The 16,523-nt window shown below is 48.5% G+C and carries 14 protein-coding genes; 5 read left to right on the plus strand and 9 right to left on the minus strand.

Features of this window, described 5'->3' with window-relative positions; all coding sequences use genetic code 11:
* Positions 1-15 precede the first annotated feature (15 nt).
* The 3 genes from PCI15_RS15990 (at position 16) to PCI15_RS16000 (ending at position 2,509) form a co-directional block, all read left to right on the plus strand.
* The gene (locus PCI15_RS15990; RefSeq protein WP_271270934.1) at positions 16-579 is read left to right on the plus strand and encodes a TRAP transporter small permease; all 564 of its coding nucleotides are present in this window, start codon (positions 16-18) and stop codon (positions 577-579) included.
* A 15-nt stretch (positions 580-594) separates the two neighbouring features.
* Complete coding sequence (locus PCI15_RS15995; RefSeq protein ID WP_271270935.1) at positions 595-1,938, plus strand: TRAP transporter large permease; 1,344 nt, start codon at positions 595-597, stop codon at positions 1,936-1,938.
* A 70-nt stretch (positions 1,939-2,008) separates the two neighbouring features.
* Complete coding sequence (locus PCI15_RS16000) at positions 2,009-2,509, plus strand: universal stress protein (RefSeq protein WP_271270936.1); 501 nt, start codon at positions 2,009-2,011, stop codon at positions 2,507-2,509.
* 56 nt (positions 2,510-2,565) lie between these two features.
* Here PCI15_RS16000 and PCI15_RS16005 read toward each other — a convergent pair whose 3' ends face one another.
* Positions 2,566-2,739 (minus strand): hypothetical protein, encoded by a 174-nt coding sequence (locus PCI15_RS16005; RefSeq protein WP_271270937.1) that lies wholly within the window; start codon positions 2,737-2,739, stop codon positions 2,566-2,568.
* Between the two features lie 311 nt (positions 2,740-3,050).
* Between PCI15_RS16005 and PCI15_RS16010 the strand changes: the two genes are divergently transcribed.
* Entirely contained in the window at positions 3,051-3,680 is a 630-nt protein-coding gene (locus tag PCI15_RS16010; RefSeq protein ID WP_271270938.1) for a hypothetical protein, read from the plus strand.
* 77 nt (positions 3,681-3,757) lie between these two features.
* Positions 3,758-5,350: a protein adenylyltransferase SelO gene (locus PCI15_RS16015; protein ID WP_271270939.1), complete on the plus strand. Its 1,593-nt coding sequence runs from the start codon at positions 3,758-3,760 to the stop codon at positions 5,348-5,350.
* A gap of 31 nt (positions 5,351-5,381) precedes the next feature.
* Here the strand turns inward: PCI15_RS16015 and PCI15_RS16020 are convergent, their stop codons facing one another.
* The 8 genes from PCI15_RS16020 to ppnN form a co-directional block, all read right to left on the minus strand.
* Positions 5,382-6,116, minus strand: a complete 735-nt coding sequence (locus tag PCI15_RS16020) for an MlaA family lipoprotein (protein WP_271270940.1) — start codon at positions 6,114-6,116, stop codon at positions 5,382-5,384.
* 151 nt (positions 6,117-6,267) lie between these two features.
* Complete coding sequence (locus tag PCI15_RS16025; protein WP_271270941.1) at positions 6,268-7,284, minus strand: porin; 1,017 nt, start codon at positions 7,282-7,284, stop codon at positions 6,268-6,270.
* A gap of 449 nt (positions 7,285-7,733) precedes the next feature.
* On the minus strand, positions 7,734-11,663 hold the full coding sequence (hrpA, locus tag PCI15_RS16030; protein ID WP_271270942.1) for an ATP-dependent RNA helicase HrpA: 3,930 nt from the start codon (positions 11,661-11,663) through the stop codon (positions 7,734-7,736).
* 90 nt (positions 11,664-11,753) lie between these two features.
* Entirely contained in the window at positions 11,754-12,530 is a 777-nt protein-coding gene (locus PCI15_RS16035) for a class II glutamine amidotransferase (RefSeq protein WP_271270943.1), read from the minus strand.
* Positions 12,531-12,560: 30 nt separating this feature from the next.
* Positions 12,561-13,031: a bactofilin family protein gene (locus PCI15_RS16040; RefSeq protein WP_271270944.1), complete on the minus strand. Its 471-nt coding sequence runs from the start codon at positions 13,029-13,031 to the stop codon at positions 12,561-12,563.
* Entirely contained in the window at positions 12,971-13,930 is a 960-nt protein-coding gene (locus PCI15_RS16045; RefSeq protein WP_271270945.1) for a M23 family metallopeptidase, read from the minus strand. Before PCI15_RS16045 ends, PCI15_RS16040 begins: the two co-directional genes overlap by 61 nt.
* Positions 13,931-14,072: 142 nt before the next feature.
* Positions 14,073-14,822 carry a TIGR00266 family protein gene (locus tag PCI15_RS16050; RefSeq protein ID WP_271270946.1) on the minus strand — a complete coding sequence of 250 codons (750 nt, stop codon included), beginning with the start codon at positions 14,820-14,822 and terminating at the stop codon, positions 14,073-14,075.
* Positions 14,823-14,903: 81 nt separating this feature from the next.
* Positions 14,904-16,289, minus strand: a complete 1,386-nt coding sequence (gene ppnN / locus PCI15_RS16055; RefSeq protein ID WP_271270947.1) for a nucleotide 5'-monophosphate nucleosidase PpnN — start codon at positions 16,287-16,289, stop codon at positions 14,904-14,906.
* Between the last annotated feature and the right edge of the window lie 234 nt (positions 16,290-16,523).

The raw sequence follows: 16,523 nt of genomic DNA on the forward strand, positions 1-16,523 counted from the left end.
ACCGGAGTACCTCCCATGGGCAGCAAATTCATACATTTTCTCGATAATATCGAGAGTTACATCTGCCGCACATTGCTGACAATTTTTGTCTCTTTGTTGTTTATGCAGATCGTTTCTCGTCAGCTTTTTGGTTATTCATTTTCCTGGACCGAAGAGCTCTCCGTTTACATGTTCGTCTGGTTCGTATTTTTTGGCGCCAGCTACGCAGCAAAACTTGCAGCACATAACCGTGTAACCTTCCAGTACAAAATGATGCCGGCATTCCTGCCACCAATTCTGGAATTTATTACCGACGTTATATGGATATGCTTCAATGCCTACTTCGTATACCTGTCTTATGATTTTGTTTTCAATAAGATGAACCTGTTTTGGAAATCCCAGACTCTGGGCGTTCCAATGAAGTATATTTACGTCATTCTGCCAATTGCCTTCTCCCTGATGACATTCAGGATAATCCAGGTTAACTACTACAAGCTGGTTAAAGGCATCGATATCCGTGATCCTGATTCTCAGGAACTTGATGAACTGATCGATCACGATATCGACGAAGACGATAAAAATAATAAAAGCGCCGTTTAATCCCAGGAGCTGATCATGGCAGAAACCTCAATAGTACTCATATTATTTGGATCATTTCTGGTCCTTTTAGTGATGGGCGCTCCCGTAACCGTATCTCTCGGTGTGGCGGCGCTAGCGTCATTTTTATACCTCGATCAAAACCCAATTAAGTTTGTTCAGATCGCCTTTACCTCAGTTGGCTCTTTCCCACTGATGGCATTACCGTCGTTCATTCTTGCCGGCGCCCTGATGGAAGCGGCAGGCATATCGAAACGGCTGGTAAACCTGGCTGAAAGCTTTGCCGGCCCCGTCACCGGCGGCATCTCAGCGGCAGCGGTTCTGGCATGTATGTTCTTCGGTGCGATTTCCGGTTCAGGCCCAGCAACGACTGCGGCGGTAGGCATGCTAATGATACCGGCGATGGTTAAGCGTGGTTACGATAAAGGCTACGCATCTGCAATTACTGCATCATCAGGCGGCCTGGGTATCGTTATTCCGCCATCTATTCCAATGGTAATCTTCGGTATCTCAGCGATCGGTCTGACCGTTCCGCCTGAAGCAATCGCCGTTCACGGTGAGTTCCAGAGCGTATCTATCAGTAAACTGTTTATCGCAGGCTTCCTGCCGGGCGTAGTAATGTCGGCATGCATCCTGACCATGAACTACTTCCGCTGTAAGAAAGCCGGTTACATGGGCACTGAAGGCGGCTGGGATATTGCGCACATTGCTGATGCATTCAAAACCGGCTTCTGGTCCATCATGGCACCGCTGGTAATTCTGGGTGGTATTTATTCAGGCTTCTTTACGCCGACTGAATCTGCGATTGTAGCGATCTTCTACACCCTCTTTGTTGGTGTCTTCATCCACAAAGAACTGAGCTGGCAGGACCTGTTCCGCTCACTGGAGACCACTACGTGGTTATCCGGACGAGTACTTCTGATCCTGTTTACCGCAACCGTATTTGGCCGCCTGCTGGTAGAAAACCAGATTCCGGCTATTGTTGCTGAATCCATGCTCAGCCTGACAGACAACCTGTATATCATCTGGTTCATGATCATTGCCTTCCTGCTGTTTGTCGGCATGTTCATGGAAACCCTGGCAGCAATCATGATCCTGACGCCAGTACTGCTACCTGTTACCTATAACCTGGGTATCGATCCGATTCATTTCGGTATCGTAATGGTATGTAGCTTATCGATCGGCTTCTCCACCCCTCCTCTGGGCGAGAACCTTTTCGTGGCCTCAGGTATATCCAATATTTCACTGGAAGAAGTAACTGTAAAAGCACTGCCTTTTGCAGCCATGTCTACCCTGGCGGTATTCATCATCGCCTTCTTCCCTGAGATTGCACTGTTCCTGCCACGGGCATTTGGCTACTAGCCAGCCTGTCAGAAATACTCAGCCGGCAGCAACTGCCGGCTGTTATAGCCAATAAACAGGAAGAACCATCATGCTACCTAAAGTTCGTAAGATTCTTTACAGCACAGACCTTTCCAAGAGTTCTACTGCGGCCTTTGAGCACGCAACCTATCTGGCAAAGCAAACCGGTGCCGAAATCCATATTCTGCACGTTGTCGAAAAGCTGTCCAGTGATGCAAAAATCACGCTGCAAACTTACGTAATGGACTCTAAAAGTCGCCACGACCTCCTGCAGGAACGTATTCATAACGCGACAGACAAGCTCCATGCCCGCCAGGACAACTTCTGGGACTCTTTACACCCGGATGAAGCTGAAGTCCGTAAGCAAATCAAATCTATTGAGATTGTTGAAGCGTACCCTGCCGAAACAATTATTAAGACGTCTAAAGAATTAGATGTGGATCTGATTGTAATGGGCACACATGAAAAAGGTATGCTGCATACCTTCCTGGGAAGTGTTGCCAAAAAAGTACTTAGCCATTCACGTATCCCTATGCTGATCGTGCCACTGGCCGAGCGTGAAGATGACTGACATCTGACACACACAAAAAAGCCCCGATCATTCGGGGCTTTTTTATTGAATCAGACTTATCCTGCAATGCCTACAAAATCATACGCAGGCTTAGGCTCGCTTTTCGGCTTAGCCTGTACCGGCATTACACACATCGTCTGCTTTGGCTGCTTCAGTACGATTCTGATCTTGTTCTGATGACCAGCGGTTACGTTTACTGCCTGTGGCTGACTTGCTCTGTGCGCTAACATACCTTTTACCTCTCGGTTATGACTCCTGATATAACAAGTGGAGCCAGTTGTGTAACTTCTATGGAACCAGTATGGCGCAGACCGCTTATATTTCAAAAGAATAAAAAACGATAATCTATTCCAAAAAGAAATATAAAACCTAACATTCTATTTTCTAAACAGTTTTCACACCGACCCACAGAGACCCCCTCATTTAAATGCATTTCACAGTAAACAATTGGCCCCACTTTTACGCAGAGACTGGCGCTAACCCACCGGGAACACAATTTTTATATTAAAGTATCTTTATACCTCTGATGTGTTTAGCCACTATGAAACTGAACAGCTCGTTTGATATAGCAGCCCACCACTGGCAACAGGCGCTCCGCGACTCCGACTCCCGTAGCAGCGGCAACGGATTATTATCGATTGCCTATGGAAGCCTGGAAAAAGCCGCACGTAATCACTGGACTGATGAACAGCCTCTTATCTCAGATTCGGATCTGGCTGTCCTGTTACACTGCTGCAAAGCCACGCATTCACCCGAAGAAATCCAGCCCGCCCTTGCTGCATTCATTAAAGATTCCCTGCAGGAAGACTGGGCCGAGTACGATGATTTAACCCACTCAGAGCGCCAGGACATCACCGTCAGCCTGGTAAACACATTTGCCAGCACAGTCTTAAACGACGCCAATGCAACGAAAACCGCGAGCCAACTGCTTTTTCTTCTCTGCCCTCAGTTGCCTGTTTTTCCGGTTATTCATGAGCAGGATATTGATGGCACCAGCTATCAGGATTTTTATCTGCAACAAAAGCAAAACTTCACACTGGCACTGCCATCACTGGATCAGAGCTGTCCGGTAATCCATTATGGCGATCGCCTGGAACAGGATATTATCCGCAAGCTGTTACAGGCCAATAACTGGTGGCAGCGTTATCTGTACATTCACTCTAAACGCTAAGCCCTACCCATCGCCGGTATTATTAAAGCGGTCTGTAGCACTATACTCAGACCGTTTTTTAATCGCTGGCGATCAACATGAACACTTCCCTGACCAACCTGAAATTCAGCAATCGGTTTGCAGAACAACTACCTGCAGACCCCGTTACTGAGAACTACTGTCGTCAGGTTGAATCAGCCTGTTTTTCGTATGTAAACCCCACACAGGTACAGTCCCCAAAAACCCTGGCACTATCTTCAGAAGTACTGGAAAGCCTGGGCATCATCGGGGATACCAGCGATTTACTGAATGATTCAGCATTTTCTGAAATACTCACGGGCAATAAACTGCTCCCCGGTATGAAGCCCTACGCCAGCTGCTATGGCGGTCATCAGTTTGGTAACTGGGCAGGACAACTGGGCGACGGCAGAGCAATCAATCTCGGCGAAGCCTCGACAGAAAACGGCTTTTTCACCCTCCAGCTGAAAGGCGCCGGCATGACCCCCTATTCGAGACGGGCTGACGGTCTTGCAGTATTACGCTCATCCGTACGGGAATTTCTCTGCAGTGAAGCTATGCACCACCTTGGGATACCCACCACCCGCGCACTCAGCCTTTGCCTCACGGGCGAATCGGTAACCCGGGATATGTTCTATGACGGCAACCCCCAACAGGAACCCGGGGCCATCGTATGCCGTGTAGCCGAGTCCTTTACCCGCTTCGGACATTTTCAGCTGTATTCATCCAGAAACGACATTGCTTTACTGCAGCAATTCACCGACTACACCCTGAAAAACGACTTCCCACATCTGGGCAAGCCGGGTAAAGACACCTATCTGGAATGGTTCAGCGAAGTATGCGACCTGACCCTCAGCATGATCGTTCACTGGCAACGGGTAGGCTTTGTTCACGGGGTGATGAATACCGATAATATGTCTGTTCTTGGCCAGACAATTGATTACGGCCCTTATGGCTGGCTGGATAACTATGATCCCGACTGGACACCCAACACAACTGACGCCCAAAACAGGCGTTACCGTTTTGGTAATCAGGCACAAATATCACTGTGGAATCTCTATCAGCTGGCAAATGCCATCTACCCACTGATCGGGGACGCTAAACCGCTGGAAGAAATCCTTAACAGCTACTCTGGGAAATACCAGAGCGCCTATTACCAGATGATGTGCCAAAAACTCGGTTTAAATACATCATTTAGTGACAGCAAAGATAATCTGATTAATTCACTTGAAAAACTGTTAACTTCCGCTGAAACAGATATGACAATCTTTTATCGGGTATTAGCAAATACGTCACTCGAAACGGATATTAACGGGCAACTCATCACCCTGAAAAACGCTTATTATGAATCAACGCAAATCAATGATAGCTATATTCAGGCATTAAAAAACTGGCTAAACCAATATCAGAAAATCTGCGCGGAAGAAAACCTTGCTCCCGATGAGCGGGCAAAGCAAATGAACACAGTTAACCCTAAATACATACTGAGAAACTATCTCGCCCAGCAAGCATCAGACAAAGCAACCGAAGGAGATCTCAGTATGCTGCACGCTTTACAGGAAATGATCCGGAATCCTTATAGCGAGCAGCCACAGTTTGATGAATACGCCGCAAAACGGCCGGACTGGGCACGAACGCGCCCAGGATGTTCAATGCTATCGTGCAGCTCTTAAACTTCAACTGCACGCATCAACTTAGAAATTCTTAAAAATCATTATCGTAATCAACGTCTGCTTCGCCGTCGTTGATCAGAAACTCGCGACGCTGCAAATAGGCATCCCGTACCGCCACATAACGATCATCCCCGGTCAGTAACTCTTCAGCAGCAAACAACTGAGCACGGGTATCAATAATACGCAAACCAATCAGTGAGTTACGCGTTCTGACATGATCAACTTCATTTACCGGATCAACCAGCGCATCCGGAATCAGACCAATGCCGTCACGCACCGTGGAAGGCCCAAATAATGGCAACACCACATAAGGACCGGAATCAGCACCCCAGGCCGCCAGTGTCTGACCGAAGTCTTCTTCGTGCTTGGTAATCCCCATTGGAGTAGCAACATCAAAGATACCGCCCAGACCAATCGTGGTATTAAAAGCAAACCGAGCAAAGTTTTCTACCGCCGCATCCGGCTTACCCTGCAACAGAGCGTTCAGAGTACCGCCAACGTCAGACAGGTTCTCAAAGAAATTATTCACGCCTGTTTCAACAACATCCGGTGTAACCGCCTGGTAGCCTTTTGCCAGAGGTTTAAGCGCATAGGTGTCCAGACCTTCATTAAAAGAGAACATCGCACGGTTGAAGCCCTCCCAGGGGTCAGAAACATGCTGATCATCAGCAGATACACCGGCGACATCAGCCACGGATTCTTCCTGCGCCGAAACAACACCGGACAATGACACACTTAAAACTAACGCAACTGATGCAAATTTCACAAGCAAGAACTCCCATGTTCTTCAATCTGATTACTGGCGCATTATAGCGGTGCAACAGCCGACACAGAAGCACTCTTAAAACAATTTTTCTACAAACGCAAAAAAGGCCCCCGAAGGAGCCTTTTTTCTGAGTAAACTCGTTAAGCTTGAATTAGAAGCTCAGAGTGTACTGCAGTACAGTAGCGTCAGCAACTACTGAAGTAGCACCAGTAGAAGTAGCTACAGTTTCTTCAGCTTCGTCGTTGAACTGGAAAGTTTCCAGAGCTACAGAAGCAGAAGAACCCAGAGCGTAGCTTACGCCCAGACCAGTCTTCTTCAGCTTCTCATCAGCACCGTCCTGATCCAGAACTTCGTACTGAGCATATACAGTAGTCTTACCGATACCGTAAGAAGCAGCCAGCTGAGTAACATCTGCATCAGAATCAGCTACGTCAGAATCCATCTCTGAGTAAGAAGCCGCCAGGTACAGATCACCCATAGTGTAACCAACACCGAAGCTAGTAGTATCAGTATCAGTGTTGTCAGCTTTGTTGTTAGAAGCAACGTGAGTCAGCGCCAGGTCGAAACCAGCGATGCCGTAAGTTGCACCCAGGATGTAAGCGTCTGCATCTTCGCTACCAGTAGTAGCATCAGTACCCAGAGTAGGAGCACCAGTTGCTGGGATAGTAGTCGCTGTTGCAGCAGCAGCATCTTCGTTTGCACCGTCAGCTGTGAAACCAGCGTGCAGCTGCAGACCGCTCAGGTCTGGAGAAGCATAAGTGATAGCGTTAGAGATACGGTCACCTACCAGCGCGAACTGAGCAGAGTGACGACCCATGATGTCAGCTTTCTTGAATGCTGCAGCTGGGTTGTTCTGACGACCGAAAGTTACCTGACCGAAGTCACCTTTCATGTAAACCAGAGACTTACGAACTTCGCTGATACCAGCGTCGTCGCCGTTAGCGCCAGAGAATTCCCACTCAAACTGGAAACCAGTAGTCAGGCCTTCGATATCGTTGTCTACAGTGCCTTTAACACCCAGACGAGTTTTAGCCATTTGAGCGTTCAGGCTTTTCTCGTCCTGATCGATCAGACGGAACTGAGCAACACCGTACAGAGTAGCGTCAGCTTGAGCCAGTGGAGCAGTCAGAGCGCCAGCAACAGCCAGAGCGATGATTGACTTTTTCATCAACAATTTCCCCTTTAATATTTAACGTACTAGTAGTTAAACTTTTCTTGTTAACCAAAGCGGTTAACTTTAATTTTTTTAGCTTTAATGTGCTTGGAATGTCCACATCACAGATATTCCGAACGCATCGCTCACTAAAAAATACTATAAAACAAAATTATTTCAAACATATGAAAGAAATTTCTTTCATATATTGATGACTTTCATCATCAGATCATACTTATTTTCAGTTTTAAAAGTTATCTGCTTACAAACACTTTTACTGACTGAGTTTTCATTAGCGTTATTAATACAAAACCGCTAATAATCTAAAAATGAACCTAAAATGAATGTCTAGTCTAATAAATTGGACGCATTACAGCATACACAACAATCTTCTGCAACTATTTCGCCCTTTATTTGTCATGGATTTAGCTCATTAAAAACCACTGTATAAAAAACAGCCACACCTACCCTTCAGACAGCGTCTGCCAGGCCTGCTTAATACGCTTTTCAGACACCGGCTGCCGGGTGCCTAACTGCTGCGCAAACAGCGACACTCTGTATTCTTCGAGCAGCCAGCGAAAGGTTGTTAGCTCTGCAGTACTGCGCCGTTGTTGCTGATAGTCCTTCTGCCGTTTCTGCACGCCCTGCATATATGTAACCAGCTGATCACTGAGCATCCGTTGCCGGGGCAACTCGCGCTGATATTTCTCAAGGCGTAATTCAATTGCCTTCAGATAACGGGGATACTCCTGTAACTGCTGCCAGCCAGCCGAGCTCAGGTAGCCGGCATGCATCAATTCACTCAACTGCAGTTTTATATCGTTCAGAACATTGATAACCCGCAGATCCATCTTACCGCTTAACTGCTTATTGATACGGTGAAAACAATGGTGCATCTGATTCACAGCTTCCGCAGCTTGCTTCGCAGTCGATATAAAATCCGTTTCCGCTTTAGCCAGCGTCTTCAGAAACGCTGCCTCTGATCGCGGAATATCTTCTGCAGCGAAGCAACAGGCCTCGGTAGCTAACAGTAAAATGTCTTCCCTCAACGCTTCCTTTCGCTGCACTTTAGCAAACAGCAACGCTGACTCTTCAAACTTTACAAGCTTACTTTTCACCTGACGCAGACTGGCCGGCAAGTTTAACCAGGCAAGCCTGATCACACCTCTTCGGGTCAGTATTACCGCTTCCTGCTTATCTTCCACAACAACCAGTTCAACACTTTCTTTACGGTCGACAAGTGCAGGGTACAGTTCGACCTCTATACCGCCTGCCTGCTTAAGCGTGACAGACTCAGGTAAATCACCGAAGTCCCAGCGGGTAATCCCCTTGCGCCCCCAGGTTTCATCCGCCTCGCTTGTCAGCGCGGCTTCAGCCTGTTCGCCATACTGTTCGCTCAGCGCCTGCCAGTCACGGCTTTGGGCAATTAGCTTCCCTTTATCACCCAGCAACTTAATATTGACTCGGTGATGCGCCTCAAGCTCCCCAGCTTCCAGCAACTGTGGATCAAGACGCACACCGGTCATACGCAACATCTGATGTGCCAGCGCCTCTTCCAGCTTACCTTCACCGAAACTGGCCGACTGAATAAATGCATCCACATAATCCGGTATCGGCACATAATTTTTTCGTATTTGCTTAGGCAAACCTTTCAGCAGGGCCACACACTTTTCTTTAAGCATGCCCGGCACAAGCCACTCCAGACGCTGCAAAGGAATCTGATTCAGCAACACCAGTGGCACACTGACTGACACGCCGTCGTCTGCCGCGCCAGGCTCAAAATGATAACTCAGCTTCAGCGGTGCCCCGGAAACCTTCAGTACTTCAGGATACTGACGGGCAGTTACATGCTCCGTACTTCGCTGCAAAATATCCGCTTCCGTCAGAAACAGAATTTTGTCATCCGCGTTTTCAACGGTTTTTCGCCACTTTTCAAAACCGGCGCCATTAACAACATGGTCACCTTTGTGCTTCGCCATTCTGGCGGTATAGAAATCACAGAGCGTATCTTCATCCACCAGCAGGTCTTTGCGCCGTGATTTAGCTTCCAGACCTTCTACACTGGTAAGCAAACGGCGATTATGAGCAAAGAACTTACCCTTGGTATGAAACTGCCCTTCCACAAGTGCCGAACGGATAAATATGTCGTGGCTAACCAACGGATCGACCTTGCCGAAATCAATATTTCTTTTCGGGACAATGATCAGGCCATATAAGCTCACCTGCTCCTGAGCGATAACCTGAGCACGTTTTTTCTCCCAGTGAGGCTCAAAGTAATTTCGCTTCACCAGATGACCGGCAAGAGGCTCAGCCCACAACGGATCGATTTTCGCGACCATACGGGCATACAGCTTGCTGGTTTCAACTACTTCAGCGGCCATAATCCATTTGGGTGCTGACTTATACAGCCCGGACCCCGGGAACACATAAAAGCGCCGGTTACGCGCTCCCAGATATTCCTTATTTTCCTGTTTAAAGCCGATATTCCCTAACAAGCCTGACAACAATGCCCGGTGCAGGCGATCGTAACCCGCGTCCGCCGGTAACTCTTTATACTCCAGAGATTTACAGATCAGATGCAGTTGACGATGCACGTCACGCCACTCACGCATGCGGTTATACGACAGGAAATGTTTCTGACAGTACTTCCGCAGCTGGTTCTGACTCAGTTCCTGACGCTGCTCTTCGAACAGCGCCCACAGATTGACCAGGGTAACAAAATCAGAATCCTTATCCGCATACTGCCGGTGCTTTTCATCCGCAGCCTGTTGCTTATCAAACGGACGCTCACGGGGATCCTGAATCGTCAGTGCGCTGGCAATAATCAGCATTTCCCGCAAACAGCCCTCTTTAACAGCGGCGACGACCATCCGGGCGATGCGCGGGTCTATCGGTAACTTACTTACCTGCCAGCCCAGCGAAGTAATCTTACGCTTGTCATCAACAGCCCCCAGCTCCTGTAGCAATTTAAAGCCATCGTTAATATACCGGGAGTCAGGCGGATCAATAAACGGAAAGTCCTCGATATTCCCCAGACGCAGCGTCAGCATCTGCAGGATAACCGCTGCCAGGTTTGTACGGCGGATTTCGGCATCCGTAAATTCAGGACGGCTGTTAAAATCCTCTTCAGAATATAACCGGATGCAGACACCTTCTGCGACCCGGCCACAGCGTCCCATCCGCTGATTTGCACTGGCCTGAGAAACGGCTTCAACCGGTAAACGTTGCACCTTCGAGCGATAGCTGTAACGGCTGATCCTGGCCAGCCCGGGATCAATAACATAACGGATACCGGGAACCGTCAAAGACGTTTCTGCAACATTGGTCGCCAGCACTATCCGGCGGCCGGCACCCCGGCCACCATGAAAAATCTTATTCTGCTCTGCCACACTCAGACGGGCATACAAAGGCATCACCTCAATATGCTTCAGACGCTGTGCCGTTACCGCCTTCCTTAAATGCTCAGCCGCTTCGCGGATTTCCCGCTCACCGCTCAGGAACACCAGAATATCTCCCTGAATGCCCTTCTGCTGCTGGCGTTCAAGCACCTGTAATTCCTGTGCTGCCTGAACAATCGCTTCCGGTACAGACCGTTCTCCGGAATCTGGCATATCTTCAAGCGGCCGGTAAAGTACCTCTACCGGATAAGTCCGGCCAGACACTTCTATAACAGGCGCATTATTAAAGTGTTTCGAAAAACGCTGCAGGTCGATCGTTGCCGATGTAATTATGACCTTAAGATCCGGCCGTTTAGGCAAAATCTGCCGCAAATAGCCCAGTAAAAAATCGATATTCAGACTGCGCTCATGGGCCTCATCAATGATCAGTACCTGATATTTTTCCAGATAACGGTCCCGCTGGGTTTCCGCCAGTAAAATACCATCGGTCATCAGCTTAACCTGAGTATTTTCAGCAACCTGCTCGGTAAAACGTACCTGATAACCCACTGTACTGCCCAGAGAAGAACCCAGTTCTTCAGCAATACGGTTAGCGACTGTCCGGGCAGCCAGACGTCTCGGCTGCGTGTGACCAATCAGACCTTTTGTCCCCAGCCCCAACTGCAAACAGATTTTCGGTAACTGAGTAGTTTTACCTGAACCGGTCTCACCGGCGATAACCACGACCTGATTATGCTGAATCGCCTCGGCAATCTCATCCCGCCGGGAGGACACTGGCAAATCAGGAAAGGAGATATTCTGGCCATCATAAGCACGGGCCCTGACCGCTGACTCTGATTCAGTAATCAGTGCTTCAGTGTCTGCCAGCAGTTTATCAAACGGCTGCCCCTGTTCTGCCCTGCGGCTCAGGTTGCCCAATTTCTGGCGCAACCGAAACCGGTCGCTGATCAGGCACTCATCCAGGCGTTGATATAAAGATTGAAACTGACGACTCACGTTAACGGCTCTGTCCGGAAAAGGCTAAAAACAAAGATGCGCTGAAGGAAACAATTCCATCAGCGCATCATTAAATAAAAAACGTATTAATCAGGAAAGTCTGACAGGCTCACCGTCCATGAAGGTAATCATTTCGCCTTCAGCCAGTGCGGTCCATTCCTCATTATCGGTCAGCGGCTCTGTGGCAATCACCGTCACAACATCAGTCGTGTTAGTTTCTTCACGGAAATTAACCGTCAGCTCAGCATCAGTCAGACTCGCTTTTCCAAAAGGCGCCCGCCGGGTTATCCAGGCAAGCTTGGTCGTGCAGTACGCAAATAAATACTCTGACTCAGTTAACAACATGTTGAACACGCCTAACTCGCGAAGCTGATCAGCACAACGGGCGATCAGCGCACTGACTTCTGTAAAATCATCCGGCCGCTCCGGAAATGCTCTGCGCACCTCTCCCAGCAACCAGCAAAATGCATATTCGCTATCCGTGGTACCCACGGGCTTATAAAAAGATACCGGCAGGTCAAATAACTTAGCATCCAACTGACCGTTATGTGCAAACGTCCAGGTATAGCCCCACAACTCACGGGTAAACGGATGGGTATTTTCCAGACATATCTCGCCAACATTCGCCTGCCGGATGTGGCTGATAACTGTCTTACTTTTGATCGGATGATTCTTAATAAGCTGAGCGATTTCTGAATCACAACTCGGCTCAGGGTCATGGAAATCACGCAGACCTTTGCCTTCATAAAACGCAATTCCCCAGCCATCCCGATGAGGGCCGGTTTCTCCACCACGCTGCATCAGCCCGGTAAAGCTGAAACAAATATCCGTCGGCACATTTGCACTCATGCCAAGCAGTTCACACATGCTAAATCCTGTTATTCAGTCACAGCCTGTTCAGGCTTTGGAAACCTGCTCATCATCACTGTTAAGCGTCACTTTGTCCGGCAAAGAGTCAATGGCTTCAATGCCAGACTCCATATGCGGCAACGGCTCAGCAGTACTCAACTCTTTCATCTTACGCTCGCCGACAAAATTTCCTTCCGGATGAATTGCCATTACCTTACTGGTCACTGTAGCAAAAACTTTTCCACCACGGTCAATTTCCAGCTCATCACACCAGACCTCACCTTCAACCAGCCCACACACGCTGATCTGATTGGCTTTCACAACCCCGCGGATATGGCCGTTCTTGCCAACAGAGATATTATCCAGTGATGAAATATTCCCTTCGAACATGCCGTCAATATGCATCCTGCCAACAATGCTCATATCACCGCTGAACTTATTCCCTTCAGCAATAATTGTTATTGCTTTGCCGTTTGCAGCGTTTGGTTTAGCGGGTACATCTTTTTTAAGGAAGCCCATTCGATACCTTTAACTGTAGAAAACAGTGAATCAAAGTTACTCATATCCCACGCCACGAAGGGCGCAGGGTCGACTGGCCTGAATAAATGCCGGATTTCATAATGTAAGTGCGGCCCGGTGGAACGGCCGGTATTACCACTCATACCGATCAGTTGCCCTTTGGATACGAACTGACCGGATTTAATCTTGATATCATTTAAGTGGGCGTAATAGGTTTTAAAACCAAAGCCATGCTGCAAAATGATCAGCTTACCGAAACCACTTTGCTTATTGTATCCCGCAAACTCAACCGCCCCGTCCGCCGTGGCATAAATCGGCGTCCCCTTATCCGCTTTAAAATCAATACCATAATGCATGGTACGCTTATCAAGCACCGGATGCATTCGCATACCGTACTTACCGCTGATACGGATACCCTGAATAGGCAAACCGTTAGGAATACTGTTGAGATAAAAGGTACGCTGGCTGATCAGCATACTCAGCTCACCCGCCCGTTCAGGCGTCATTTCACCGGAAGCCGGCAACCCCAGCAAACCTTCCAACCCGTAAAGACTGGCATCCAGCACAGCATTAAGCTCGCCAATTCGCAGGTTTTCTTCTTTAAGCTGTTTTTTCTCCACCTGCAGCTGAGACAAAGAACGTGATAGCTGATCCAGCTGCCCCTTCTGCTGTTCAGACGCCCCCAGGGTATCTTCATATTGCAGACTAAGGCTATCAAACCCTTCTTCCAGATTGAGCAAATGATCTGTGGTTTTCACCAGTAAGAGATTTGAAACAAAGAAACTGCAAACAGAAATAACCAGGAACATCGCCAGCAAATACTTCGTAATCTGCCCCAGCGTATACTGACGCGACCCCTGAGCTGTGGTGAGTGTGATAACCAGTTTATTTCGTAACATTACTTCTGACGTCTGGATGCCGGAGAAAAATAAAAACGAAAATATACCTGTATTCGGCATAAAAGTCATAATTAGTGTGTGGTTACGCTCACCAGTCCGGCAACCACACACCTGCAAGGATATTTTTACAGAAGGCCAAACATTAACTTTCCCCCTGACGGCTCCCTCCCAGTTCCGGTGCTGCAGCAATGATCCGATCCGCCAGACGGGAAAACGGCAAACTCTGAATCCAGACACTGCCGGTTCCCGACAGCGTCGCCAACCACAGCCCTTCGCCCCCCAACAGCATCGACTTCATCCCTTTGGTCAGCTCGATATCGTATGAAACCCCTTCACTGAATCCGACCAGACAACCGGTATCAACCCTCAGGGTTTCATTATTCAGCTCTTTACGTACAACCGTTCCGCCGGCCTGAATGAAGGCCATACCATCACCTTCCAGCTTTTGCAGAATAAATCCTTCCCCCCCGAAAAAGCCGGCCCCTAATTTTTTAGAGAAGGCAACCGACAGACGGGTACCAAGCGCTGCACACAGGAAGGCATCTTTCTGACAATAAAGCCGCTGACCAATCTCAGCCATATTGACCGGCACAATATCACCGGGATAGGGCGCAGCAAACGCCACTCTCTGTTTATCGGCTCCCTGATTCGAGAAGTGCGTCATAAACAGCGACTCCCCGGTCAGCATGCGCTTACCGGCTGAAAACAGCTTGGACATAAGTCCCTGATCAGGGTCAGAACCGTCCCCCATACGGGTTTCATAGCCAATGCTGTCTTCCATGTAGTTCATCATGCCGGCTTCAGCAATGACGGTTTCACCCGGATCAAGCTCAACTTCCAGCAACGGCATAGAACTGCCAACAATTTCATAATCCACTTCATGACACTGCATTGACTGACTCCTCAAACTGTTTTGCTCATAAAAAAGCGCAGTAACCTGCGCTTTATACTGTCTCTTCCGTCAACTGGCGGTTTATGCCTCTGCGGCATCCCCCACCCGAATCCGGTAACAGGGTTTGTATTCCTGATAATTAATCTTCATCCGGCGCTGCTCAACAAAAGACGCCAGTAATTCATCCAGCGAGCGCATCATCTCAGGGTCCCCACTGAGCTCAAAAGGACCATGGGTTTCAATTTCCTGGATGCCCTGCGCTTTAACATTACCGGCAACGATACCCGATAATGCACGTCGCAGGTTAGAGGCCAGTTGATAATCTTCCTGCTCATGGCTGAGATTCAGCTCCGCCATTTTTTCATGGGTCGGCTCAAACGGTTGCTGAAATGTCTCAGGGATATGCAACTGCCAGTTGAAATGGAATGACTCACTGGTGGCCTTACGGTACTGAGTAACATGCTGCAGCCCCTCTTTCATCTGACTGGCAACCTCAACCGGATCATCAACAATGATCTGGTACCGTTCAGCGGCTTTATCACCCAGCGTCTGGCGCACAAAACGGTCTATGGTTTCAAAATAAGCTTCACTGCCTGCCGGACCCGTAAAAATAAGCGGTAACGGAATATTATGATTCTTCTCATGCAGCAGTACGCCCAACATATAGAGAATCTCTTCCGCGGTACCGGCACCGCCCGGGAAGACAATAATCCCGTGACCTAACCGGACAAAGGCTTCCAGGCGCTTCTCAATATCCGGCATGATGATCAGCTCATTCACAATCGGATTCGGAGACTCCGCCGCAATGATTCCGGGCTCAGAAATACCCACATACCGGGCATCACTGATACGCTGTTTAGCGTGGGCAATCGTCGCGCCCTTCATTGGTCCCTTCATCGCCCCCGGACCACAGCCGGTGCAGACACCAAACCCTCTCAGCCCCAGCTCGTAACCGACCTTCTTGGTATATTCATACTCAGTACGGCCAATGGAATGACCGCCCCAGCACACTACCAGATTCGGTTTAATGTGCGGCTCGATTGCCTGAGCATGGCGCAGAATCTGAAAGACCTGATTGGTAATGGCAACGTTTTCGGCCAGCTGATTATCCTGCCCGACTTCATCACCCACATATAAAATATCGCGAACCACAGAAAACAGATTTTCTCTGATCCCCTGAATAATTTCGCCGTCCACAAAGGCACTGGCCGGCGCATTCGCAATTTCAAGCTGAATGCCCTGATGTTTCTGTGCCACCTGTATATCAAAGTCCTGGTACATTTCCAGCACCTGCTTGGTGCTGTCCACCTCGCTGCCACAATTCAGTACCGCCAGACAGCACTGGCGGAACAGCTGATAAAGACCCGCCTGGTTACGATCCTGTAAACGCGCCACTTCAATCGGCGATAACGTATTTAAACTATCTAAAGGCGTAATATTTGCTGTTACAAATTGATCAGTTGTCATAATTCACGCTCCCTTCAAAGACACACTCAACGCTGATCGACAGATACATCACACAAAGCAAAACAGCTTGGAATTTATGTACTGCAAACAGGGTTCTCTGCGTTATTCAGTTACGGCCAAATGATGTTTTTTCCGGCCCGCAAAACCGCTTATCCCTGCCAGTCAACGAATCTCAGTATCACTTACAATATATGCTATCAATGCCATCATATCTACTAAGCCATTGAATTTTAT

Origin of the sequence: Aliamphritea hakodatensis, assembly GCF_024347195.1 — a bacterium.
GTDB lineage: Bacteria > Pseudomonadota > Gammaproteobacteria > Pseudomonadales > Balneatricaceae > Amphritea > Amphritea hakodatensis.